This window comes from Streptomyces sp. MMG1533 (genome assembly GCF_001279775.1).
In the GTDB taxonomy this organism is placed as follows: domain Bacteria; phylum Actinomycetota; class Actinomycetes; order Streptomycetales; family Streptomycetaceae; genus Streptomyces.
The window spans coordinates 25,963-48,157 of the sequence record NZ_LGDG01000255.1; the positions used below are offsets into that span (position 1 = coordinate 25,963).

Sequence of the window (22,195 nt, forward strand, 5' to 3'; positions counted from 1 at the left end):
TACTTTTGCCCCGAGGTATCTCCCCAGGAGCGCGCGTCACCGCCTCGCAGCACGCGCCAGCTGGTCCAGCGTCGCCGCCACCGCCGGCACCAGGGCCAGGTCGGGCAGCGTGAGCGCGACGATCTCCCGCCGGACCGCCGGCTCCAGCGTCACCGTCCGCGCACCCCGTGGCCGTACGGACTCGACGGCGAGCTGCGGCAGGACCGCGACGCCCAGACCGGCGCCCACCAGGCCGACCACCGCCGGATAGTCGTCGGTCGCGAAGTCGATGCGGGGCGTGAAGCCGGCGCTCTCGCACACCTCGACGAGCTGGCCGCGGCAGCGCGGGCAGCCCGCGATCCATGGTTCCCGGGCGAGTTCGCCGATGGCCACCGACTCCGCGCGCGCGAGCCGGTGCCGTTCGGGTACGAGGGCGACGAGCCGGTCGGTCAGCAGCGGCCGTACGACGAGGTCGTCCCACTCCTCGGCGCCCGCCGCCCCCTCGTACCGGAAGGCGAGTGCCACGTCGCAGTCGCCCTCGCGCAACAGACCGACGGACTGCGGTGGTTCGGCCTCCTCCAGGGAGACGCGGGTGCCGGGGTGTTCGGCGCGCAGGGCGGCGAGGGCCGTCGGTACGAGGGTGGAGCTGCCGCTGGGAAAGGAGACGAGCCGGACCCGCCCGGCCCGCAGCCCCGCGATGGCGGCGACCTCCTCCTCGGCCGCGGTGAGCCCGGCGAGGATCCCGGCGGCGTGCCGCACGAGCGCTTCACCGGCCTGGGTCAGGCGCATCTCGCGTCCGCTGCGAATGAGCAGCGGCGTGCCGACGGACGCCTCCAGGGCCTTCATCTGCTGGCTGACGGCGGGCTGGGTGCAGCCCAGTTCGCGCCCCGCCGCCGAGAAGGAGCCGGTGGCGGCGACGGCGCGCAGCACGCGGAGATGACGGGCCTCGATCACTCGACGAGCATAAGCGGAGCTTGGGGGCTCCGCAGAAAACTCCGTCGACACTTTGGGGCGCGGTCGCCTACCGTGCGCGCATGAAACTTCTCTCGGTGAATCTGGGCCGCGCGAAGGCCGTGCCGTACACGGACCAGCCGGAAGGACTGACCGGCATCGACAAAAAGCCGACCAGTGGGCCGGTGAAGGTGTCGGCGCCCGGACCGAAGGGGGTCGGGGCGAGCGGGCTCGCCGGAGACACGGTGTGCGACACACGGCATCACGGCGGCGATGACCAGGCCGTGTACGCGGTGGCCCGCGAGGACCTGGACGACTGGGAGCGGGAACTGGGGCGCACGCTGGCGAACGGCGCCTTCGGCGAGAACCTCACGACGGAGGGCGTCGACGTCTCCGGCGCGCTGATCGGTGAGCGCTGGCGCGTCGGGTCCGTGGTGCTGGAAGTCAGCAGTGGGCGGATCCCGTGCCTCACCTTCCAGGGCCATGTGGGTGAGCAGCGGTGGGTGAAGCGATTCACGCAGAAGGGAGCGTCGGGGGCGTACCTACGGGTGATCCAGCCGGGCGAGATCCGTGCCGGGGACCGCATGGAGATCGTCCACCGGCCCGACCACGACGTGACGGTGGCCCTGGTGTTCCGGGCGATCACGACCGAGCGGCACCTGCAGCCGCGGCTGCTGGCGGCGGGAGAGGCGCTGCACTCGGAAGTGCAGGAGTGGGCGCGGCAGTACGTGGCCAAGCACGGAGCCTGACGAGCGCGCACGGGGCCGGCGTTCGCCGGGTCTTCACGCACCGGGAGGCCCTGTGCAGAGAGCGGACGCGCTCAGTCCGGGTCATTAACCTTGCGCCATGACAACGGCTCTCATCACGGGTTCCACCGCGGGCATCGGCGCCGCCTTCGCGCGACGGCTGGCGGCGGACGGGCACAACCTCGTCCTCGTCGCCCGCGACACCAAGCGGCTGCGGGAACAGGCGACCGAACTGCACGACCGGCACGGCGTCGAGGCGGAGGTCCTCACCGCCGACCTGGCCACCGACGGCGGCATCGAGGCGGTCGCCGCCCGGCTGGCCGACCGCAGGAACCCCGTCGACCTGCTGATCAACAACGCGGGCTTCGGCAACAAGGGCCGCTATCTCGACGTGTCCATGGCCGACGAGCTGACGATGCTCAAGGTGCACTGCGAGGCGGTGCTGCGACTGACGTCGGCGGCGACCGAGGCGATGCGCGAGCGTGGCCGAGGCGGTGTCGTCAACGTCGCCTCGGTCGCGGCCTTCGTGCCGCGCGGGACGTACGGCGCGTCCAAGGCGTGGGTCGTGCAGTTCACTCAGGGGGCGGCGCGGGATCTCGCGGGGAGCGGGGTGCGGTTGATGGCGCTGTGTCCCGGCTTCGTGCGCACCGAGTTCCACCAGCGGGCCGGGATGGGGACGGACAACATTCCGGGGTGGATGTGGCTCGATGCGGACAAGCTGGTGGCGACGGCGCTCAACGATCTGGCGCGGGGGAAGTCGTTGTCGATTCCGGATCCGCGGTACAAGGCGTTGATGGGGATGGTGAAGGTGGTGCCTCGGGGGTTGCTCGGGGGGCTCAGTTCGAGGACGGGGCGGAAGTACGGGCCGCAGTAGGACCGCGCAGGGCCTCCACGACCCAGGCGACGGCACGCGGTTCCAGGCGTACGACGGCCGGGAAGGCATTGAGCCACGAACCCTCGCCGAGGAGGAGACGCACGGCGAGTTCGCGGCCGACGGCCGGGGCCACGACGGGGGCGAGGGCCACGGCCGCGGACGGGCTGACCCGATGCGGGCCGTCGTCGAGTCGGGCCAGCCGTGCGGCGCGGGTGTGCCGGCCGGCGGCGGCGAGGCACGCGATCAGGGTGTCCCTGGCTTCTTCGGGCAGCTTGTCGACCAGTTCCTCGGCGTAGTCGTACCAACCTGTCTCGACCAGCGCCGCGATCACCTCCTGCGGGGAGTGACGCCCGTCCGTCACGATCTCCTCGGCTGTCCGCAGCGCGATCCGTGCCGAGCCGTCGTCGCCCACGGCTCGCCACGCACGGTAGAGACGTGTGGACGCCAGGGCGACCTCCGAGGCGACGTCCCTGGGCTTGACGTCCATCGCCTCCTGGAGGCCGTGGAGCAGTTGCCGGGCCTGTTCCTTCTCCCCCGTGCCGGCCATCGCCTCCGCGACGGCCGCGAAGGCCGCGGTCCGCATGTGCGGACCCTCGATGTCCTCGGCGGCCTCGGACGCCTTCCGGATCCGGCCTGCCCCGGCCAGTTTCCAGGCCGTCTCCGCACGAAGCAGGTCGACCAGTTGTCGGTCGCGCGCCACCAGCGACATCAAGACCTTGGCGTCGCCGTACTGCGCGGCCTCGGCCAGGCCGCGCAGGATCGCCCGCCACGCCTCCTCGCACTGGTACGGCTCGAAGGCCGTGAGGAGCAGCGCCTCGGCTCGCCGCAACTCGCCCGCCGCGGCCAGCCGTTCGGCGACCCGGTCGGTGACGGAGTCGTAGTCGAGCCTGGCGTTGTCGGAGGCGTCCGCCGTGGGACGGGGCGGCAGGACCTGCTCGATGCCTTCCAGAACCGTGCGGGCCGCCGACACGTACCCGGCGCCGCAGAGATCCTCGGCGACATCCGCGAGTTCCCAGGCCTCGTTACTCGTCGGGATCTCGTCACGCATGGTGGCTTCGAGGCGGGCGATGAGACTCGTGGCCTCCTGGAGATGCCCGGCCCTCGCGTGGACCACCGCACCGCGGATCAGGGCGTCCGTGGCTGCCCATGGACTCGCCAGGCCCGCCGCGGCGGTCTCGGCCGCGTCGTACTGCCCTGTCGCGGCCAGTGCCTCGACAACCGCCAGGGCGACATCCGTGCGGGCGCCGCTCGATGCCGGGATGTGTGCGGCGCGCGCCTTCGCCTCCGCGATCCGGCCGCGGCGCACCAGCGCGCGGGCCAGCTCCGCTTCCGCGTCGCCCCGGAGCCACTTGTTGTCGATCCTCCGCGCCGACGCCTCGGCTCGGTCGAGTTCCCCCTTCCCGACGAACAGCGTGACCACGAGTCTGCTCAGGTTCGGGTCCGAGGGCCGCTCCGCGAGGGCGGCACCGACCAGTGCCTCGGCTCTGGCGAACTCACCGGCCCGGCTCAGCATCCTCACCACCGGCGAAGCGATGTCTTCGGCGAGGACGAGCCCTTGGACCTCGTCGAACAAGGCGTCCGCCCCGGCATGTTCGCCGGCGTGCGCCAGGGCCAGCGCAACGCGGGCCAGCGCGGTGGCGCGCCGCGAGCCGCTCGTCTCCGAGCGGGCCAGCTCCTCCGCCTGTGCGGCCCGCCCGGTGTCCGCCCAGAAACCCACCACGTCGACGACCAGATCGGTCTTGCTGTCCCGCACCTCCGCGACGATGCGATCGGCCAGCCGGTCCGCACGGTGACGAGCCTCCGGACCGCAGGCGACAAGGGCCCGGAGTACGGCCGCCAGGGCCTCCGGTCCGTCCTGGAGGTTGGTGCCGTACAGCTGCGTCTCCGCGTCGGCGAGGGTTTCGAGGGCCTGTCGACGTTCGCCGCGCGCCAGCAGGGCCCGGGCTACTTCGGCCAGTGCGCCCACGCGCCGCCGGGAGTACGGCACGGCGTGCGCGAGCGCCACCGCCTTCTCCGTCTGCCCCAGCTCGGCCCATGCCCGGCACAACGTCGCCGAGATGCGCGTGTTGCGGTCACGCAGCCTCGTCCGTCGCAGCGCGAGCCGCAACAGGGCCATCAGATCGGCGGGCGCGTCCCCGGCCACCCGCTCCCCCGCATCCCGTATCTCCGTCAGCGCCGCCGCGTCCGAGCCCGTGACCTCCAGCATCCGGTCATGACGCGCCTCGTCGACGGCCAGCTCCACCAGCCGGTGCGCGTCTCCGGCCGCACGCGCCAGACGGAAGTACCCGTTCAGCAGGTACTCCGGCGTGTCCTCGGGCCAGCCGCGTTCCCGCCACTCCTCGGCCCAGGAGTGCAACTCGGCCCGGTAGCGGTCGAGTTCGGGGCCGCCGAGCATCTGCCCGGCCTGGACCTGGAGTTCTTCGTGAGCGAGGAGGTACACCCGCACGCGCATGCCGAAGGTCCGCCCGGCCCGGGTCCGCAGCACATCCCGCACCCGGTACGGCACCGCCCCGGTCAGCGCGGCGAGATCCTCGGCCGTCAGTCCGCCGCCCGCGGCCGTCACCAGGGCCAGCAGGTCGTACTCCAGGCCGCCGGCCTCGATCAGCTCCTTCAGTTCGCGTTCCGCCTCGGCGCGGATCGCCTCGGCGTACGGGGAGTGCGGCAGCGTGCGGACGATCGCCGGGTCGCGCAGGGGATGGTCCGCCGGTACGTCACCGGGCAGCGGGGGGTTGAGGCGGCCCGCGATCAGGACGCGCATTCCGTACCGCGGGTGGGCCGGCAGCAGGCTGGCGATGCTGTGCGCCTCGGGGCCGGTCGTGACGCCCCGGTCCTCGTCCAGGCCGTCGACCAGCAGGACGAGTCGTTCGCCGCGCTGCTCGCACGCGTGGGCCGCCGCGCCGTACAGATACAGGAGATGGGCCTCGCGGGTGGACTCGGTCAGGTGGGCGGGCAGGGGCTCGCCGGCCAGTTCCGCCAGCTGTTCCAGGACGACGTCGACGTACGCCGTCACGTCGTTCTGCGCGCCCAGACGGGCCGTCACGAAGAACGGGACCATCCGTGCGCCGGGGGGCGGGTGCAGTGCGAACCAGGACATCAGGGCCGTCTTGCCCGCCCACGCCTCCGCGCGCCACCAGGCGTACGGCGGGCCGGAGTCGGCGGAGCAGAAGGCCGTCAGGTCGGCCGACTCCCGCTCACGGCCGACCAGTTCGGGCGGGGCGATCCTGCGGACCTGCTCCCAGTACGCCGAGCGCACCGGCGGGGCGAGCAGGACGCTGTTGTGGTCGCCGGTGACGGCCACCTCGATGTCCCGCCCCGCGGCCACCGACCGCTGCTTCCCCCACCGGCGCATGGCGTCATGATGCCAAACGCACAGGAGGCGCCGGGGCGTCCCGGTGGGAGAATGGTGCTGTTCAGCCGGGTCCAGGGGGGCCGGGAGGTGACGTCATGACCTTCGTACAGCTCATTGACTGCAGGACCAGTCGGTTCGACGAGATGAACCGGCTGATGGACGCGTGGGTCGAGCAGACCCGGGGGAAGCGGACCGCGACGCATGCGGTGGTCGGGAAGGACCTTTCGGACGCGTCGCACTTCGTCGAGATCGTGGAGTTTCCGTCGTACGAAGAAGCGATGCGGAACTCCAATCTGCCCGAGACCGAACGGATCTTCCGGGAGCTGGTCGCCCTGTGTGACGGGATGCCGACGTTCACCGACCTGGACGTGGTGCGCGACGAGCAGCTCAACCGTGGGGTGGCGCGGGAGTTCTTCGAGGAGGCCGGGCGGGGCGAGGCTCAGGCGCTGTTCGGGCGGTTCACGGACGACTACGTGGACCATGACCCGGCCAATCCGCAGGACCTCGGTCTGCAGGGCGCGCGGGAGGAGTACGCCGGGTGGCGGCAGGCCTTCGAGTTCTCCTTCCGGGTGGACGACCAGGTCGCCGAAGGGGACCGGGTGTGCACGCGGTGGTCTTGGGCCGGGCGGCAGACGGGCGAGTTCCTGGGGATCCCGGCCACCGGCCAGGAGGTCGCCATGACGGGCACGACCTGGCACCGGTTCCGGGACGGGAGGATCTGCGAGGGGTGGTGGCAGTACGACCGGGCGGGGCTGCTGGAGCAGCTGGGGGCAGTCGCCGAGACCCCGTGACCCGCGAAGGGGAAAGCCCCCGCTCCCGGAAGGGAGCGGGGGCTTCTTCGCGAGTGCGTGCCTCAGTGGGAGTGGCCGTGGCCGTGGCCGGCGGCCGGCTCCTCCTCTTCCTTCTTCTCGACGACCAGGGTCTCGGTCGTGAGGAGGAGGGAGGCGATGGAGGCGGCGTTCTCCAGGGCGGAGCGGGTGACCTTGACCGGGTCGATGACGCCCTGCTTGACCAGGTCGCCGTACTCGCCGGTGGCGGCGTTGAAGCCCTGGCCCTTGTCGAGCTCGGCGACCTTGGAGGTGATGACGTAGCCCTCCAGGCCGGCGTTCTCGGCGATCCAGCGCAGCGGCTCGACGGCGGCCTTGCGGACGACGGCGACACCGGTGGCCTCGTCGCCGGTCTTGCCGAGGTTGCCCTCGAGGACCTTGACGGCGTGGACGAGCGCGGAGCCACCACCGGAGACGATGCCCTCCTCGACCGCGGCGCGGGTCGCGGAGATGGCGTCCTCCAGACGGTGCTTCTTCTCCTTCAGCTCCACCTCGGTGGCGGCGCCGACCTTGATCACGCACACGCCGCCGGCCAGCTTCGCGAGGCGCTCCTGGAGCTTCTCGCGGTCCCAGTCGGAGTCCGTGTTCTCGATCTCGGCCTTGATCTGGGCGATGCGGCCCGTGACGTCCCCGGACTTGCCGGCGCCGTCGACGACGGTCGTGTCGTCCTTGGTGACCGTGATGCGGCGGGCGGAGCCCAGCACGTCCAGGCCGACCTGGTCGAGCTTGAGGCCGACCTCCTCGGAGATGACCGTGGCGCCGGTGAGGACCGCCATGTCCTGCAGCATCGCCTTGCGGCGGTCACCGAAGCCGGGGGCCTTGACCGCGACCGCGTTGAAGGTGCCGCGGATCTTGTTCACGACCAGGGTCGACAGGGCCTCGCCCTCGACGTCCTCGGCGATGATCAGCAGCGGCTTGGAGGCACCCGCCTGGATGACCTTCTCCAGCAGCGGCAGCAGGTCCTGGATGGAGGAGATCTTGCCCTGGTTGATGAGGATGTACGGGTCCTCGAGGACGGCCTCCATGCGCTCCTGGTCCGTCACGAAGTACGGCGACAGGTAGCCCTTGTCGAAGGCCATGCCCTCGGTGAAGTCCAGCTCCAGACCGAAGGTGTTGGACTCCTCGACGGTGATGACACCGTCCTTGCCGACCTTGTCCATCGCCTCGGCGATGAGCTCGCCGACCTGCGTGTCCTGGGCGGACAGACCGGCCACGGCGGCGATGTCGGACTTCTCGTCGATCGGGCGAGCGGTCGCGAGGAGCTCGTCGGAGACGGCCTTGACCGCGGCGTCGATGCCCTTCTTCAGGGCGGCCGGGGAGGCACCCGCGGCGACGTTCTTCAGGCCCTCGCGTACGAGCGCCTGGGCGAGCACGGTGGCGGTGGTGGTGCCGTCACCCGCGATGTCGTTGGTCTTGGTCGCCACCTCCTTCACCAGCTGGGCACCGAGGTTCTCGTACGGGTCCTCGACCTCGACCTCGCGGGCGATGGTGACGCCGTCGTTGGTGATGGTGGGGGCGCCGAACTTCTTGTCGATGACGACGTTGCGGCCCTTGGGGCCGATCGTCACCTTGACCGTGTCGGCGAGCTTGTTGACGCCGCGCTCGAGGGCGCGACGGGCGTCCTCGTCGAACTTCAGGATCTTCGCCATGGGAGCGTGAGCCCTCTCGGAAATCTAGGTGAAATTAGCCGCGCCCCCGGCGCCCGGCTCACTAGTGATCGCGGGGGGCCAGGGGCGCAGCTCAAGCAATGTGCTTCGCGGTGAAGCGAAGCGAGGTGAATTACTTCTCGATGATCGCGAGCACGTCGCGAGCCGAGAGGACGAGGTACTCCTCGCCGTTGTACTTCACTTCGGTGCCGCCGTACTTGCTGTACAGCACGATGTCGCCGGTCTTGACGTCGAGCGGAAGACGCTCGCCGTTCTCGAAGCGGCCCGGGCCCACGGCCAGGACGACGCCCTCCTGGGGCTTCTCCTTGGCGGTGTCCGGAATGACCAGGCCAGAGGCGGTGGTCTGCTCGGCGTCGAGCGGCTGGACCACGATGCGGTCCTCGAGCGGCTTGATGGCAACCTTGGAGCTGGTGGTCGTCACGATCCGACCTCCCCCTTCGGAGATCTCACGGGGTTAACTGTCTGAGGTGGCGACCAGGTCGATCCGTCGTCGCGGGTGCCGGACCTGCCCGTCGCGTAGTTGGCACTCTCCAGTGGGGAGTGCCAGAGCCGAGACTATGACTGTGGTTAGCACTCGGTCAAGCGGAGTGCCAATGCCGTGCGGCGTGGCGGCGAGTTTTCAGTCGGCGACCTGGATGTAGTCCTCCAGCCTTCCCACCGTCAGCCCACTCTCCTGGATCTCCCGCAGCAGTCGTGTCGTCCGTTCCGTGAGCGTGTCACCGGTCGGCCCGCCCGAGGGCACCGAGACGATGTCGCCCGGCAGCAGACGGCTCTCGCCCTCGGTGAAGGTCAGCTCGCCGTTCTCCGCCGCGGCCCGCCACAGGACGACCGCCGCGAGGCCGCAGTCGGCTGCGGCGCGCAGGGTGGTGGTGTCGTACGTGCCGTAGGGCGGGCGGAAGAGGCGGGGGCGGATGCCGAAGCGGGAGCGGAGTTTGTCCTGCTGCCCGCAGATCTCGGCGCGTTGACCGGCGTACGGCAGTCCGCGTAGCGCGGAATGGTCGAGGGTGTGGTTCTGGATGCTCGCGCCGACCGACTGAAGGCGCGCGAAGTGGCCGTACCCCGGTCCGACGACGCTGTCCGTGAGGAACATGCTGACCGGAAGCCGCAGTTCACGCACCAGGTCGACGAACCGCGGGTCCTTCTCGGCGCCGTCGTCGTAGGTGAGGAAGACGACCCGGTCGGGGGTTCGGACGTGGTCGAGGACGGGCGGGAGACCCGGGCGCGCCGCGGGGCGCCGGGCGGCCGGCTTCGGGGCCGGGGGCAGCGGGGCCGTGAGCCCCCAGCGGCGGTACGGCCGTTCGCCCACGCCTTCCGGGCCGTACGACCCCGCCCCCTCGGCCGCCCCGCTCGGCCCGTGCGATCCCACCCGTTCGGCCGCCTTCTTGCCCAGCCGTTCGATGGGGTCGACGGACTGGGCGCAGCCGGTGAGGAGGGCGGCCGCCAGGGCGCCGGACGCCAGTGTCCGCCACCTCACAGGTAGTCCTCCAGGCGGGCCACGGCGTACCCCTCGGCCGTGACCTTGTTCAGGAAGCGGCGGACCATGTCGGGCATCGTGCCCTTCCAGTGCGCCCGGCCCCGGAAATGACTGAGGACGATGTCGCCGGGGTGGATCTCCCGGTCCCACTCGCGGTACTCCCAGCGGTCGACGAAGACCTCCTCGTTCCACAGGGGCGCGTACTTGATGCCGCAGGACCTGGCGGCGTGCAGGGTGTCCTCGTTGTAGCTGCCGAAGGGCGGGCGGAAGAGGGTGGGGCGCTTGCCGTAGCGCTTCTCGATCATGTCCTGCATGCCGCAGATCTCACGCTTCTGGCGGGCGTACGACAGCCCGGGCAGGTAGGGGTGACGGAGGGTGTGGTTGTTGAGAACGACACCACCGGTCTGCATCTTCTCGAAGTAGCCGTAGTCGTCCTTCACCAGGAAACCGCTGAGGAAGGCGGTGTACGGGACCTTCAGCTCGCTCATCATCCGCAGGAACGCCGGGTCCTTCTCGGCGCCGTCGTCGATGGTGAGGAAGACGACCTTCTGCTTGGTGGGGACGGTGGTGAAGACCGGCGGGAGGCCGTCGTGGCCGTCCACCTCGAAGCCCTTGCGAGTGGTGATCTCCGGCTTCCCGGCAGGGGGGCGCGGGGGCAGGAGCGGGACCTTCTTCAGGCCCCAGCGTTTCGCCGCCGCCACCCTGGCCTTGTGCGCGGCGCGCAGCTTGGCGGCGTGCCGCTCCTTCGCCCGTTGCCGGTCGGCCTTCGCGCGTTGCCGGTCGGCCTTCGCTTGTTGCTGGCCGGCGGCGGGCGGTACGTCGGAGCCGTCACCGCCCTGCGCACAGCCGGAGACCAGGGCGGTCACGGCGAGCACGGCGATGCCGCTCCTCACCGTCACAAATGATCGACTTTTATCATTTTGTCCTACCACTCGCATGGTGCCGGATCCTCGCAGGAGGCCCCGGGGAACCCGGGGCGACACCTCCACCGGAGGCACACCATCCACCGACTGGCCCACAATGAACCGGTGAACGACCTCGCCCTCCTCCTCACCCCCGAGGGCCGCGCCCTCCTCGACGCGGTGCGCGGCACCGCCCCCGCCGACGAACTCGCCGTCGCCACCCGGCTGCGCCGCGAGCACCCCGCCGAACTGGTGTCGGCGGCGCTCGGACAGGCACGGCTGCGGCAGCGGGCGGTGGCGAAGTTCGGGGCACAGGACGCCGGACGGATGTTCTTCACGCCGAACGGGGTCGAGCAGTCGACCCGGGCGAGCGTGGCGTCGTACCGGGCGGGGCGGCTGAAGGAGCTGGGCGTGACCTCCGTGGCCGACCTGTGCTGCGGGATCGGCGGGGACGCCATCGCGCTCGCGCGGGCCGGGATCCGGGTCCTCGCCGTCGACCGGGATCCGGCGACGGCGGCGGTGGCGGTGGCGAACGCCGACGCGCTCGGGCTCGCCGACCTCATCGAGGTGCGGGAGGCGGACGTGACGGAGGTGGAAACCGCCGGCTACGACGCCGTGTTCGTCGACCCGGCGCGGCGCTCCGCCAGGCGCGGCCGGATCTTCGACCCCGAGGCCTACTCACCCCCGCTGTCCTGGGCCGTCCAGGCCGCCCGTACGGCGTCCCGCGCCGCCGCGTTGAAGGTCGCCCCCGGCATCCCCCACGAGGCCGTTCCCGCCGAGGCCGAGGCCGAGTGGATCTCCGACGGCGGGGACGTGAAGGAGGCGGTGCTGTGGTTCGGCACCGCGCCCGGAGCGGTACGCGCGACCCTGCTGCCGGGCCCGCGGACGCTCCTCGGCCGGGGTCTGCCGAATCCCCGGGTCCGCCCCGTCGGCCGGTACCTGTACGAGCCCGACGGCGCCGTCATCCGCGCCCATCTGGTCGCCGAGGTCGCCGAGGAACTCGACGGCGGCCTGGTCGACGCCACGATCGCCTACGTCACCTCCGACGAACTGCGACCGACGCCCTACGCCTCCGCGTACGAGATCACCGACCGACTCCCCTTCAACGTGAAGAAGTTGAAGGCCCTGCTGCGGGAGCTCGAGGTCGGCATCCTGACCGTGAAGAAGCGGGGTTCGGCGGTCGAGCCGGAGGAACTGCGCCGCAAGGCGCTCCCCAAGCAGCACGGGCCGAACTCGGCGACCGTGTTCCTGACGCGGGTCGCGGGGGCGCCGACGATGCTCCTCGGGCAGCCCGCCTGATCAGGAAGCCTCAGCCTCCGCCGCCCGCCTCAGCAGCAGCTCACGTTCCCGTGTGTTGTGCGTCAGCTCCGCCGCCCGTACGAACTCCGCCTGCGCCTCGGCCGTACGGCCGAGGCGCAGGAGCAGATCGCCCCGCACGCTCGGCAGCAGGTGGTAGTCCCGCAGGACGGGTTCGGCGGCGAGGGCGTCGACGATCCGCAGCCCCTGCTCCGGGCCTTCGGCCATCGACACGGCGACCGCCCGGTTGAGTTCGACGACCGGGGAGGGAGCGCGGGTGGCGAGCAGGGCGTACAGGGCGGCGATGGTCGGCCAGTCGGTCTCGTCGTAGGAGTACGCCATCGCGTGACAGGCGGCGATGGCGGCCTGGAGGGCGTACGGGCCCGGGGCGCCGGTGGCGTCGGCGCGGCCGAGGGCGGTGATGCCACGGGCGATGAGCATGCGGTTCCAGCGGCGGCGGTTCTGGTCCTTGAGGAGGACGGGCTCGCCGGACGGGCCGGTGCGGGCCGCGGATCGGGACGTCTGGAACTCCAGCAGGGCGGTCAGGCCGTGGACTTCCGGTTCCTTGGGCATCAGGGCGGACAGGACGCGGGCCAGGCGCAGGGCGTCCTCGCACAGGCCCGGGCGCAGCCAGTCGTCGCCGGCCGTGGCGGCGTAACCCTCGTTGAAAATCAGGTAGATGACATCGAGGACGGAGCCGAGGCGGGCCTCGCGGTCGGGGCCGTACGGGACCTCGAAGGCGATGTTCCTGGTGGCCAGCGTGCGCTTCGCGCGCACGATGCGCTGGGCGACCGTCGGTTCCGGGACGAGGAACGCACGGGCGATCTCTGCCGTGGTCAGACCGCCGAGCAGGCGCAGGGTGAGAGCCGTGCGCGCCTCGGCGGACAGGACCGGGTGGCAGGCGGTGAAGACCAGGCGGAGCAGGTCGTCGTCGATGTCCTCGGGGTCGGTGGGCTCCTCCGGCGGCGCCGCGTCCGACAGGTCCCGGCCGATCTCGGCGAGCTTGCGGGCGTAGTTCTCCCGGCGGCGGATCAGGTCGACGGCGCGGTGCCGGGCGCTGGCCATGAGCCAGGCGCCCGGGTTGTCGGGGACGCCGTCGCGCGGCCACTGCTCCAGCGCGGCGACCAGCGCGTCCTGGGCCAGCTCCTCGGCGATGCCGACGTCCCGGACGATGCGCGCGACGCCGGCGATGATCCGGGGCGACTCGATCCGGAAGACGGTCTCTACGGCTCCGCGCGGGTCGGCGGTGGGCTGTGGTGTCACAGCCCACCATCAGACACCCGCGGAGGCGTACCGCCAAGGAGCGACCGGGGCCGTCCCTAGCCCTCGGCGATCTCCCGCACCTCGCACGTCACCGTCCAGTGCTCCTCGTGCACCTTCAGGAACCGCTTGGTCCACTCGATCGCCTCGGCCTTGTCCTTGGCCTGGATGATCGCGTAGCCGCCGACCACCTCCTTGGACTCCGTGAACGGTCCGTCCGTGACGGACAGCTGCCCGCCCTCCCAACGCACCCGGTTGCCCTGCGCGGTCGGCGTCAGCCCCGCGGTGTCCAGCAGCACCCCGGCCTTCGTCATCTCCTCGATCAGCTCACCCATCCGCTGCATCAGTTCGGGGCTGGGACCCTCGGCGGGCGCGGTGGACTCGTCGATCTGGACCAGGGAGAGATAGCGCGGCATGGTGCCCGCCTCCTCGTGTCGTGGGGCCGGACTGTTTCCGGCCTCTCACCCCTGCGTCGATCGGGAGACCCCCGGATCGACAGGCTCGACGGATTTCCTCGAAGTTTCTTCCGCCGCTTGCCCGCCGGGCCGTGTTTCCGCAGGCGGGGTGCCCTTCCGGTACAGCAGACCGGCCGCGACCGCCGCGACCGCCAGCAGGCCGGCGGCCACCCAGTAGGCGGCCGAGAACCCGTCGACGAGCCCCTGGGTTCCCTCCCCGCCCGCCCCTGCCGCGACCGTCACCAGCACCCCGAGCCCGATCGCCCCGCCCACCTGCCGCGAACTGTTGAGCAATCCGGACGCCATTCCGGACTCCTCCGGTGCGACGCCCGTCGTGGCCGCCGTGCCCAGCGGTACGAAGCACATGCCGATGCCGACGCTCGCGACCACCGACGGCCCGAGGATCGACAGCAGGAACCCGCCGTCCACCGCCACCGCGGCCGCGAACCAGGCGATCCCGGCGGCCCCGAGCAGCCCGCCGGCCGGCAGCAGCGTCCCGGAGCCGACCCGCCCCACCGTCCGGGCGGCGATCACCGAGCCGGCCACGACGCCCACGCAGAACGGCAGGAAGGCGCTTCCGGCGGCGGTGGGGCCGTAGTCGAGGACCTGCTGCATGTAGAGCGAGGTGAAGTAGAACGCGGCGAACTGGCCCGCCGACATCAGCAGTGCGAAGACGTTCGCCGCGAGCACCGGACCCTGGGCGAGGAGTCCGAGCCGCAGCAGGGGCTGCCGCACGCGCTTCTCCGTCGCGGCGAACAAGGCGAGCAGGACGGCCGCGGCGCCCAGCACCCCCGTCGTCCGCCAGTCCGTCCAGCCGTACGTCTGCGTCCGCACCAGGCCGAGGACGAGCAGCGAGGTCCCCGCGGTGACGAGCAGCGCGCCGACGGCGTCGAGGCGCGGGCGGGAGGACACCGCGAGCCTCTGATCGGCGGGCACGGCAGAGCGTACGACCGCCAGGACCGCGACCACCACCGGCACGTTGACCAGCATGACCGACCGCCAGCCGGCCCAGTCGGTGAGCAGCCCGCCCGCGAGCACCCCGACGGCCCCGCCCGCCGCACCGGAGGCGCCCCACAGCCCGAGGGCGCGTGAACGGGCCGTACCCGCCGGGTAGTTGACGGTGATGAGAGCGAGCGCGACCGGCGCGAGTGCGGCGGCGCCCGCGCCCTGCACGGCCCGCGCCGCGATCAGCTGGCCCGGCGCCCGGGCGAGTCCGCCGGCCATGCTCGCGAGGCCGAAGACGACGAAGCCCGCCACCAGGATCCGCCGCCGGCCGATGACGTCGGCGAGCCGTCCGCCGAGCATGAGCAGTCCGCCGAAGGTGAGGGCGTACGCGTTGACGACCCAGGTCAGGGACTCGGCGTCGAAGCCGAGGCCGCGGCCGATGTCGGGCAGCGCGACATTGACGACGGACATGTCGAGGGAGACGAGGAACTGCACGGTGAGCAGCACCGGCAGTAACCAACGAGAGGTGTGCGTACGGGAGTTCACCATACGAGGCAGATTAATATACGCGTACAGAAACTGACCAGAGGCATCGCGGGACAATGCCCGGGTGACAGAGAACGCGAGCCCTGGTCGCAAACGAGCCGTCGGCCGCCCGCCGCGCATAGCCGCGGAACAGATCGTGGACGTGGCGCGGCGCATCATCGAGGAGGAGGGTGTCGAGGCGGTCTCCATGCGCCGCGTCGCCAAGGAGGTCGGCGCGACCCCGATGGCGCTCTACCACCACGTGCGCGACAAGGACGAGTTGCTGCTGCTCACGCTGCGCGGCATGGCCGCGACCTTCCCGCGCCCGTCCCTGCCCGCCGACCCACGCGACCGCGTCCTCGCCACCGCCGTCCACATGCACGCGATCCTCAGCGAGGTGGTGTGGGTCATCGACGTCCTGAGCCTGGGTGACCTCACGGACAAGGAAGCCCTGTGGATGCCCGAGGAGATCATCGACTCGGCCATCGCCTGCGGCCTGACACCCACACAGGCACTCCACGCCTACCGCACCATCTGGTACGTCGTCTACGGCGCCCTCGTCTTCCAGCGCGCGGACTCCCGCCGCGCCGCCGACCCCGACCGCCGCCCGTTCTTCCCCACGTTCCTCACCGAGGAGGACGCGGCCCGGTTCCCCCGCATGGTCGCCCTGGCGGAGGACTGGGAAGGCCTGCAGGGGACGTACGACATGGCCGAGCAGTTGGCGGCGGTGGTGGACGGGCTGCTGGGCAAGCGGAGTTAGCCTTCCCGGCTACTCGGCGCTGAGCGCTCAGCGCAGCGACTCCCACAGCTCGCTCGCCTCGGGCTCGTCCGCCACCACCCGGTTCGGGTTCGAGGGTGCCGTCACCACCGGCATCGTCACCGTCGTCACCTGGTCCGCCGACAGGCCCTTCAGGCTCTCGCCGAGGCGCATCAGTTCGGTCAGGGAGTCGAGGCCGGTGTCCGTGGTGAGGCTGCCGGTGACCGCGTCGGCGACCCGGTACAGCTTGGCGGGGTCGGTCAGCAGGTTCGTCGAGGAGATCTGTTCCAGCAGCGCCTTCACCAGCTTCTGCTGGAGGCCTATGCGGCCCAGGTCGCTGCCGTCGCCTATGCCGTGCCGGGTGCGGGCGAGCGCGAGGGCCTGCTCGCCGTCGAGGTCGTGGGTGCCGGCCTTCAGCTTCAGGTGGCTGTCGTCGTCATCGATGTCCTCGTCCGTGGTGACGGTGACCCCGCCGAGCGCGTCGACCAGGTTCGCGAAGCCGGCGAAGTCGATCTCGATGTAGTGGTCCATGCGGACGTCGGTGATCGATTCGACCGTCTTGACCGCGCACACCGGCCCGCCCACCGAGTAGGCGCTGTTGAACATCGAGTTGTACGCCACCGCCGTCGACCCCCCGGACGACAGCGGGCAGGACGGCCGGGTGACGAGTGTGTCGCGCGGGATGCTGACCACGGTCGCCTTCGTACGGCCCGCGTCGAGGTGCACCACCATCGCCGTGTCGGACCGGGCGCCGGAACTGTCGCCGCCGCCGAGCGCCTGGTTCTCCTCGCCGGTGCGCGAGTCCGAGCCGAGGACCAGGATGTTGAGGGCCCCGGTGGGCAGCGGGGAGGCGGAGGCCGACACGGAACCGGACGGGGTCGGCGTCGTCACCGCCGGACGGTCGTCGCCGAGCGCGTTGTTGATGTCGACGCTCTTGATGTTGCCGTTGAGGTGCCAGTAGGCCCAGCCCGCCGCGGCGGTGCCCAGCACCAGTGCGCCCGCGAGTGTGAGGCCGGCGGCCTTGAGCGCTCTCGACCGCCGGCCTCTCCGTCTGCCCTCGTCGCCGTTCTCTTCATGTCCGGTCACGGGGAGGAACGTAAGTGCGGATTATTAGGAGAATGTTAGGGACGGGGGCAGGAGGCGGTTTTCTTCGGAAAATCTCACCATTCTCAGCCCCCGCTCACCCCAGTGTCACCACCGGCACCGGGTTGCTCCCGCTCCACGACGCGTTGAACCCGAAGGTCACCGACCCGCCGTCCGCCACCGTCCCGTTGTAGGAGGCGTTCGAGCAGCTGACCGCCGTCCCGGACTGGGTGCAGGTCGCGTTCCATGCCTGCGTGATCTGCTGCCCCGCGCCGTACGTCCAGCCGACCTTCCACGACGACAGCGCGGCCCCCGAGCAGGCGATCCTCACCTGTCCCGTGAAGCCGGTGTTCCACTGACTGGTCACGCTGTACGTCGCCGTGCAGGCGCCCGTCGGCGGTGTCGTGGTCCCGCCCAGCGCCTCCGCGATCGCGTCGTACGCCGGTTTCGGCGCGAAGTTCTCGTCGTACGGCGTCGCCGCGCCCTGCCCGGGGAAGGTGTCCGGGATCCAGGAGTCGGAGTCGGTGAAGCCCCAGACGGTGACACCGGCGCAGCGCGCCACCGCCACGCAGGCGCCGACGACCGCCTTGTAGTCGGCGGCCTGCTGGGTCAGCTTCGCGCTGTCCGACGGCAGCTGCATCCGGATGTCCAGCTCGGTGATCGCCACGTCCACGCCGAGGTCGGCGAAGCGCTGGATGTTCTGCTGGAGGGTGGACGGCACCTGGCCGAGGATGAGGTGGGCCTGCAGCCCGACCCCGTCGATCGGGACGCCGCGCTCCTTCAGGGACTTGACCAGGTTGTACAGGGCGGTGCTCTTCGCGTTGACGCCCTCGACGTTGTAGTCGTTGATGTACAGCTTGGCGGCCGGGTCGGCGGCGCGGGCCGCGGTCAGGGCCTGGGCGATGTAGTCGGCGCCGAGGCCGTTGTACCAGAGGGTCTGCCTGTAGGTGCCGTCCTCGTTGAACGGCTCGTTGACGACGTCCCAGGTGGCCAGCCGCCCCTTGTAGCGGCCGACCTCCAGCGCGATGTGGTCGTTCATCAGCTGGCTCAGCTGGGCCGCGGTCCAGGTGCCGTTCGTCAGCCAGCTCGGGTTCTGGCTGTGCCAGACCAGGGTGTGGCCGCGCACCTGCTGCCCGCCCGCCTCGGCGAAGGCGACGATCTGATCGGCCTCGGCCCAGTTGAAGGTGCCCCGGGTCGGCTCGACCGAGCCCCACTTCATGGCGTTGCCGGGGGTGAGTGCGTTGAACTCGCGGGCGGCGATCTCGCCGTAGGTCCCGGTGAGCTTGGACCCGGTGACCGCCGTGCCCATGACCTTGCCCTTGGCGTCGGCCAGGTCGCGCAGGGGTGCGTCGGCGGCGTGCGCCGCGGGGGCCGTGACCAGCAGCGCGCCGAGCATCGCGATGCCGCTGAGGAGTGCCGTGAGGGGTAAGCCCGTTCTCAGAGATCTCATTGCGGGTGCCTCCGAAAGTTTCGGTCGTGCAACCGATTGGCTTCGGAGCAGTGTGAGGGGCCTCACCCCACCCGTCAATGCAGAAACACGCCTAGCTCGGCGGCGCCCCCGTGCTCGCCCGCACCACCAGGCTGGTCGCCAGCTCCACCCGCGTCGCGGCCGGGGTCCCCTCCGCCCGCCCGAGGTCCAGCACCAGCTTGGCGGCCGCCTCGGCCATCTCCGTGAGCGGCTGTCGTACGGTCGTCAGCGGCGGCCCCACCCAGGGCGCCACCGGCAGATCGTCGAAGCCCACCACGCTCAGGTCCTCCGGGATCCTGAGCCCCAGCTCGCGCGCGGCCTCGTACAGCCCGAGCGCCTGGAGGTCGTTGCCGGCGAAGACGGCGGTGGGGCGGTCCGGGCGGCGCAGCAGTTCCAGGCCGCGCCGGTAGCCGGCCTCGTGGTGGAAGTCGCCGGCCGCGATCAGCTCGGGGTCGACCGGCAGTCCGGCGGTCTCCAGGGCCGCCCGGTAGCCGTCGATGCGGGCGCGGCTGCACATCATCCGGGACGGTCCGCTGATCGCGCCGATCCGGGTGTGGCCGAGCTCGACCAGATGCCGGGTGGCGGCGAGGCCGCCCTGCCAGTTGGTGGCGCCGATCGAGGGCACGTCGGCACCCGGGTCGCCCGCCGGGTCCATCACCACGAACGGGATGGAGCGGCTGTTCAGCAGGGCGCGCTGGGACTCGTCGAGCCCGGACAGCACGAGGATCACGCCGTGCGGGCGGCGGGCGGCGACCTGGTCGGCCCAGGTCCGCCCCGGGGTCAGCCGCCCCGCACTCTCACTCAGCACCACGCTCAGCCCGGCGTCCCGCGCCACGTTCTCCACACCCCGGATGACCTCCATCGCCCAGGCGCTCTCCAGCTCGTGGAAGACCAGGTCGATCAGGGGCGACCGGCTCGCCTCTGCGCGCCGGCGCCGGTAGCCGTGCGCGCGCAGGAGATCCTCCACGCGGCTGCGGGTCGCCGGGGCGACATCGGCACGTCCGTTGAGGACCTTCGAAACTGTCGGCGCCGAAACGCCGGCCTCTCGGGCGATCTCGGCCAGCGTCGCGGTCTGCGCGGACCGTCCTGTCGACGGCTCTGTCCTCTGCGTTGTCCGGGTTTCAGCGGGCTCCGGGGGTGTCATGGCGGCGATCGTATCCCTGCGCGACCTCTTGACGAACCCCTCTCACCGCCCTAGGTTCCCAAAACATTCGACTTACGTCTCGAAACATTCGCGAGAGGGCCATCGACCCCGACAGGAGTTTCATGACCACCGCCCCCTGGCGTGACCCCGCCCTGCCCGCCGCCGCCCGCGTCGACGACCTCCTCTCCCGGATGACCCTGGAGGAGAAGACCGCCCAGCTCTACGGCGTCTGGGTGGGCGCCACCACGACGGACGGCGGCGAGGTCGCCCCCCTCCAGCGCGAAATGACCGCCGGCTCCTCCGTCTACGACTGGGACGAGCTGATCACCCACGGCCTCGGCCAGCTCACCCGCCCCTTCGGCACGGCCCCGGTGGACCCGGCGCTGGGCGCGCAGGCACTGGCCCGCGCCCAGCGTCGTATCGCCGAGGCCGGGCGCTTCGGCATCCCCGCCCTCGCCCACGAGGAGTGCCTGGCCGGCTTCACGGCCTGGCAGGCCACCGCCTATCCCGTCCCGCTGGCCTGGGGCGCCACCTTCGATCCCGCGCTCGTCGAGGAGATGGCCCGCCGCATCGGCCAGGACCTCCGCTCGGTCGGCATCCACCAGGGCCTCGCCCCGGTCCTGGACGTCGTACGGGATCCCCGCTGGGGCCGCGTCGAGGAGACCGTCGGCGAGGACCCGTACCTGGTCGGCACGGTCGGTGCCGCCTACGTCCGCGGCCTCGAATCGGCCGGGATCGTCGCCACGCTCAAGCACTTCGCGGGGTACGCCTCCTCGGCGGGCGCCCGCAACCAGGCCCCCGTGCGAGCGGGGGTCCGCGAGTTCGCCGACGTGGTCCTCCCGCCGTTCGAGATGGCGCTGCGGGAGGGCGGCGCCCGCTCGGTGATGGCCGCGTACACGGACACGGACGGCGTCCCCGCCTCGGCCGACCCCGGCCTGCTGACCGAACTCCTGCGCGAGAACTGGGACTTCACCGGCACGGTGGTCTCCGACTACTTCGGCATCGGCTTCCTGCAGACCCAGCACCGGGTGGCGGGCACCGAGGCGGAGGCGGCGCAGGTGGCCCTCCAGGCAGGCATCGACGTGGAACTGCCGTCCCTCAAGTGCTACGGCAAACCGCTCCTGGAGGCGGTACGGGCGGGACAGGTCCCGCAGTCCCTGATCGACCGGGCGGCCCGCCGCGTCCTGCTCCAGAAGTGCGAACTGGGCCTCCTGGACGAGGACTGGACCCCGGAGCCGACCGGCCGCATCAACCTCGACTCGGCGGCGAACCGCGCGCTGGCCCGGCGCCTGGCCGAGGAGTCGGTGGTCCTGCTGGACAACCCGGACGGCCTGCTCCCGCTGGCCCCGGACACGCGCATCGCGGTGGTCGGCCCGAGGGCGGCGGACGCGTTGGCGATGCTCGGCTGCTACTCGTTCCCCTCCCACGTCCTCACGCACCACCCCGAGGTGCCCATGGGCATCGACATCCCCACCCTCCTGGACTCGCTGCGGACCGAACTCCCGGACGCGAAGGTGACGTTCGCGCAGGGCTGCGGCGTCTCGGAGCCGGACACCTCGGGCTTCGAGGAGGCGGTGGCCAGGACGGCCGAGGCGGACGTCTGCGTGGCGGTACTGGGCGACCGGGCGGGCCTGTTCGGCCGGGGCACGTCGGGTGAGGGCTGCGACGCCACGGACCTCCGACTGCCCGGTGTCCAGGCAGAGTTGCTGGACACCCTGGTGGCGACCGGTGTCCCGGTCGTCCTCGTCCTCCTCACCGGCCGCCCCTACGCGCTGGGCCGCTGGGACGGCCGGCTCGCCGCCGTCGTCCAGGCGTTCTTCCCGGGGGAGGAGGGCGGCCCCGCGGTGGCGGGCGTGCTGTCGGGCCGCGTCAACCCGTCGGGCCGCCTGCCGGTGAGCGTCCCGCGCGTCCCCGGAGGCCAGCCGTGGACGTACCTGCAGCCGCCGCTGGGGCTGCGGGTGGAGGTGAGCAACCTGGATCCGACGCCGTTGTACGCCTTCGGGCACGGGCGCTCATACACGGAGTTCGTGTGGGAGGACTTCGAGGGCGGCCCGGCGGCGGAGGTGGACACCGACGGTACGTACGACGTGTCGGTCACGGTCCGCAACGCGGGCGACCGGGCCGGCGCCGAGGTCGTCCAGCTGTACCTGCACGATCCGGTGGCGAGCGTCACGCGTCCGGACGTGCGGCTGATCGGCTACCGGCGGCTGTCCCTCGAACCCGGCGAATCAGCCTGCGTCACCTTCCACTTCCACACGGATCTTTCGGCCTTCACCGACCGCTCCGGCCGAAGGGTGGTCGAACCGGGCGCGCTGGAACTGCGGTTGGCGGTGTCCAGCGCGGACGTACGGCACACGGCCCGGCTGTCCCTCACGGGACCGGTGAGGGTCCTGGGTCCGGACCGTCGGCTGCGCTGTGAGGCGGAGGTGTCGGAAGTGGGGTGACCCGGACAGCGGGAGGGAGCACGGGACCACGGGGAGCACAGGGACCACG

18 protein-coding genes are annotated in these 22,195 nt (G+C 71.6%); 6 read left to right on the plus strand and 12 right to left on the minus strand.

Annotation, left to right across the window (positions count from 1 at the left end; all coding sequences use genetic code 11):
• Positions 1 to 36: 36 nt before the first annotated feature.
• Positions 37 to 933: a LysR family transcriptional regulator gene (locus tag ADK57_RS37170; protein WP_053754093.1), complete on the minus strand. Its 897-nt coding sequence runs from the start codon at positions 931 to 933 to the stop codon at positions 37 to 39.
• An 80-nt stretch (positions 934 to 1,013) separates the two neighbouring features.
• Here ADK57_RS37170 and ADK57_RS37175 point away from each other — a divergent pair, with 80 nt between their 5' ends.
• Together ADK57_RS37175 and ADK57_RS37180 are read left to right on the plus strand one after the other, a co-directional pair.
• Entirely contained in the window at positions 1,014 to 1,679 is a 666-nt protein-coding gene (locus tag ADK57_RS37175) for an MOSC domain-containing protein (protein ID WP_053754094.1), read from the plus strand.
• A 97-nt stretch (positions 1,680 to 1,776) separates the two neighbouring features.
• Entirely contained in the window at positions 1,777 to 2,550 is a 774-nt protein-coding gene (locus tag ADK57_RS37180) for an SDR family NAD(P)-dependent oxidoreductase (protein WP_053754095.1), read from the plus strand.
• Here ADK57_RS37180 and ADK57_RS37185 read toward each other — a convergent pair.
• Positions 2,513 to 5,899: a hypothetical protein gene (locus ADK57_RS37185; RefSeq protein ID WP_053754096.1), complete on the minus strand. Its 3,387-nt coding sequence runs from the start codon at positions 5,897 to 5,899 to the stop codon at positions 2,513 to 2,515. The two genes, ADK57_RS37180 and ADK57_RS37185, sit on opposite strands and share 38 nt — an antisense overlap.
• A 95-nt stretch (positions 5,900 to 5,994) precedes the next feature.
• Here ADK57_RS37185 and ADK57_RS37190 point away from each other — a divergent pair, with 95 nt between their 5' ends.
• A complete protein-coding gene (locus ADK57_RS37190) occupies positions 5,995 to 6,690 on the plus strand; it encodes an ester cyclase (RefSeq protein WP_053754097.1) in 696 nt (231 codons plus the stop codon).
• A 62-nt stretch (positions 6,691 to 6,752) separates the two neighbouring features.
• On the opposite strand, the gene groL is transcribed toward ADK57_RS37190, so the two are convergent.
• The 4 genes from groL to ADK57_RS37210 all read right to left on the minus strand — a co-directional run bounded on the left by groL (position 6,753) and on the right by ADK57_RS37210 (position 10,805).
• Positions 6,753 to 8,375 (minus strand): chaperonin GroEL, encoded by a 1,623-nt coding sequence (gene groL / locus ADK57_RS37195; protein ID WP_053754098.1) that lies wholly within the window; start codon positions 8,373 to 8,375, stop codon positions 6,753 to 6,755.
• Positions 8,376 to 8,505: 130 nt separating this feature from the next.
• Positions 8,506 to 8,814, minus strand: a complete 309-nt coding sequence (gene groES, locus ADK57_RS37200) for a co-chaperone GroES (RefSeq protein ID WP_003998759.1) — start codon at positions 8,812 to 8,814, stop codon at positions 8,506 to 8,508.
• Positions 8,815 to 9,012: 198 nt separating this feature from the next.
• Positions 9,013 to 9,867 carry a polysaccharide deacetylase family protein gene (locus ADK57_RS37205; protein ID WP_053754099.1) on the minus strand — a complete coding sequence of 285 codons (855 nt, stop codon included), beginning with the start codon at positions 9,865 to 9,867 and terminating at the stop codon, positions 9,013 to 9,015.
• Entirely contained in the window at positions 9,864 to 10,805 is a 942-nt protein-coding gene (locus ADK57_RS37210; RefSeq protein ID WP_199830769.1) for a polysaccharide deacetylase family protein, read from the minus strand. Before ADK57_RS37210 ends, ADK57_RS37205 begins: the two co-directional genes overlap by 4 nt.
• A 90-nt stretch (positions 10,806 to 10,895) precedes the next feature.
• On the opposite strand from ADK57_RS37210, the gene ADK57_RS37215 reads away from it, so the two are divergent.
• Positions 10,896 to 12,068, plus strand: a complete 1,173-nt coding sequence (locus tag ADK57_RS37215; protein ID WP_053754100.1) for a class I SAM-dependent methyltransferase — start codon at positions 10,896 to 10,898, stop codon at positions 12,066 to 12,068.
• On the opposite strand, the gene ADK57_RS37220 is transcribed toward ADK57_RS37215, so the two are convergent.
• Genes ADK57_RS37220 through ADK57_RS37230 form a run of 3 tightly spaced genes read right to left on the minus strand, consistent with a single transcriptional unit; the run spans position 12,069 to position 15,274 of the window.
• Positions 12,069 to 13,328 (minus strand): RNA polymerase sigma factor, encoded by a 1,260-nt coding sequence (locus ADK57_RS37220; protein WP_053754101.1) that lies wholly within the window; start codon positions 13,326 to 13,328, stop codon positions 12,069 to 12,071.
• 56 nt (positions 13,329 to 13,384) lie between these two features.
• Complete coding sequence (locus ADK57_RS37225; protein WP_053754102.1) at positions 13,385 to 13,741, minus strand: YciI family protein; 357 nt, start codon at positions 13,739 to 13,741, stop codon at positions 13,385 to 13,387.
• Between the two features lie 45 nt (positions 13,742 to 13,786).
• Positions 13,787 to 15,274, minus strand: coding sequence for an MFS transporter (locus ADK57_RS37230; RefSeq protein ID WP_053754103.1), 1,488 nt, complete (start codon positions 15,272 to 15,274; stop codon positions 13,787 to 13,789).
• Positions 15,275 to 15,335: 61 nt separating this feature from the next.
• Between ADK57_RS37230 and ADK57_RS37235 the strand changes: the two genes are divergently transcribed.
• A complete protein-coding gene (locus ADK57_RS37235) occupies positions 15,336 to 16,010 on the plus strand; it encodes a TetR/AcrR family transcriptional regulator (protein ID WP_053754104.1) in 675 nt (224 codons plus the stop codon).
• Between the two features lie 27 nt (positions 16,011 to 16,037).
• Here ADK57_RS37235 and ADK57_RS37240 read toward each other — a convergent pair whose 3' ends face one another.
• The 3 genes from ADK57_RS37240 to ADK57_RS37250 all read right to left on the minus strand — a co-directional run bounded on the left by ADK57_RS37240 (position 16,038) and on the right by ADK57_RS37250 (position 19,702).
• A complete protein-coding gene (locus tag ADK57_RS37240; protein ID WP_053754105.1) occupies positions 16,038 to 17,093 on the minus strand; it encodes an LCP family protein in 1,056 nt (351 codons plus the stop codon).
• A 94-nt stretch (positions 17,094 to 17,187) separates the two neighbouring features.
• Positions 17,188 to 18,540: an endo-1,4-beta-xylanase gene (locus tag ADK57_RS37245; protein WP_053754106.1), complete on the minus strand. Its 1,353-nt coding sequence runs from the start codon at positions 18,538 to 18,540 to the stop codon at positions 17,188 to 17,190.
• A 91-nt stretch (positions 18,541 to 18,631) separates the two neighbouring features.
• The gene (locus ADK57_RS37250) at positions 18,632 to 19,702 is read right to left on the minus strand and encodes a LacI family DNA-binding transcriptional regulator (protein WP_053754107.1); all 1,071 of its coding nucleotides are present in this window, start codon (positions 19,700 to 19,702) and stop codon (positions 18,632 to 18,634) included.
• Positions 19,703 to 19,824: 122 nt separating this feature from the next.
• Here ADK57_RS37250 and ADK57_RS37255 point away from each other — a divergent pair, with 122 nt between their 5' ends.
• On the plus strand, positions 19,825 to 22,146 hold the full coding sequence (locus ADK57_RS37255; RefSeq protein WP_053754108.1) for a glycoside hydrolase family 3 N-terminal domain-containing protein: 2,322 nt from the start codon (positions 19,825 to 19,827) through the stop codon (positions 22,144 to 22,146).
• Positions 22,147 to 22,195: the final 49 nt, after the last annotated feature.

Coding starts and splice junctions, on each gene's coding strand:
- ADK57_RS37210 (WP_199830769.1), bottom strand. CDS start 10,805: ATGCGAGTGGTAGGACAAAATGATAAAAGTCGATCATTTGTGACGGTG.
- ADK57_RS37245 (WP_053754106.1), bottom strand. CDS start 18,540: ATGAGATCTCTGAGAACGGGCTTACCCCTCACGGCACTCCTCAGCGGC.
- ADK57_RS37230 (WP_053754103.1), bottom strand. CDS start 15,274: ATGGTGAACTCCCGTACGCACACCTCTCGTTGGTTACTGCCGGTGCTG.
- ADK57_RS37175 (WP_053754094.1), top strand. CDS start 1,014: ATGAAACTTCTCTCGGTGAATCTGGGCCGCGCGAAGGCCGTGCCGTAC.
- ADK57_RS37185 (WP_053754096.1), bottom strand. CDS start 5,899: ATGCGCCGGTGGGGGAAGCAGCGGTCGGTGGCCGCGGGGCGGGACATC.
- ADK57_RS37225 (WP_053754102.1), bottom strand. CDS start 13,741: ATGCCGCGCTATCTCTCCCTGGTCCAGATCGACGAGTCCACCGCGCCC.
- ADK57_RS37190 (WP_053754097.1), top strand. CDS start 5,995: ATGACCTTCGTACAGCTCATTGACTGCAGGACCAGTCGGTTCGACGAG.
- ADK57_RS37255 (WP_053754108.1), top strand. CDS start 19,825: ATGACCACCGCCCCCTGGCGTGACCCCGCCCTGCCCGCCGCCGCCCGC.
- ADK57_RS37180 (WP_053754095.1), top strand. CDS start 1,777: ATGACAACGGCTCTCATCACGGGTTCCACCGCGGGCATCGGCGCCGCC.
- ADK57_RS37250 (WP_053754107.1), bottom strand. CDS start 19,702: ATGACACCCCCGGAGCCCGCTGAAACCCGGACAACGCAGAGGACAGAG.
- groL (WP_053754098.1), bottom strand. CDS start 8,375: ATGGCGAAGATCCTGAAGTTCGACGAGGACGCCCGTCGCGCCCTCGAG.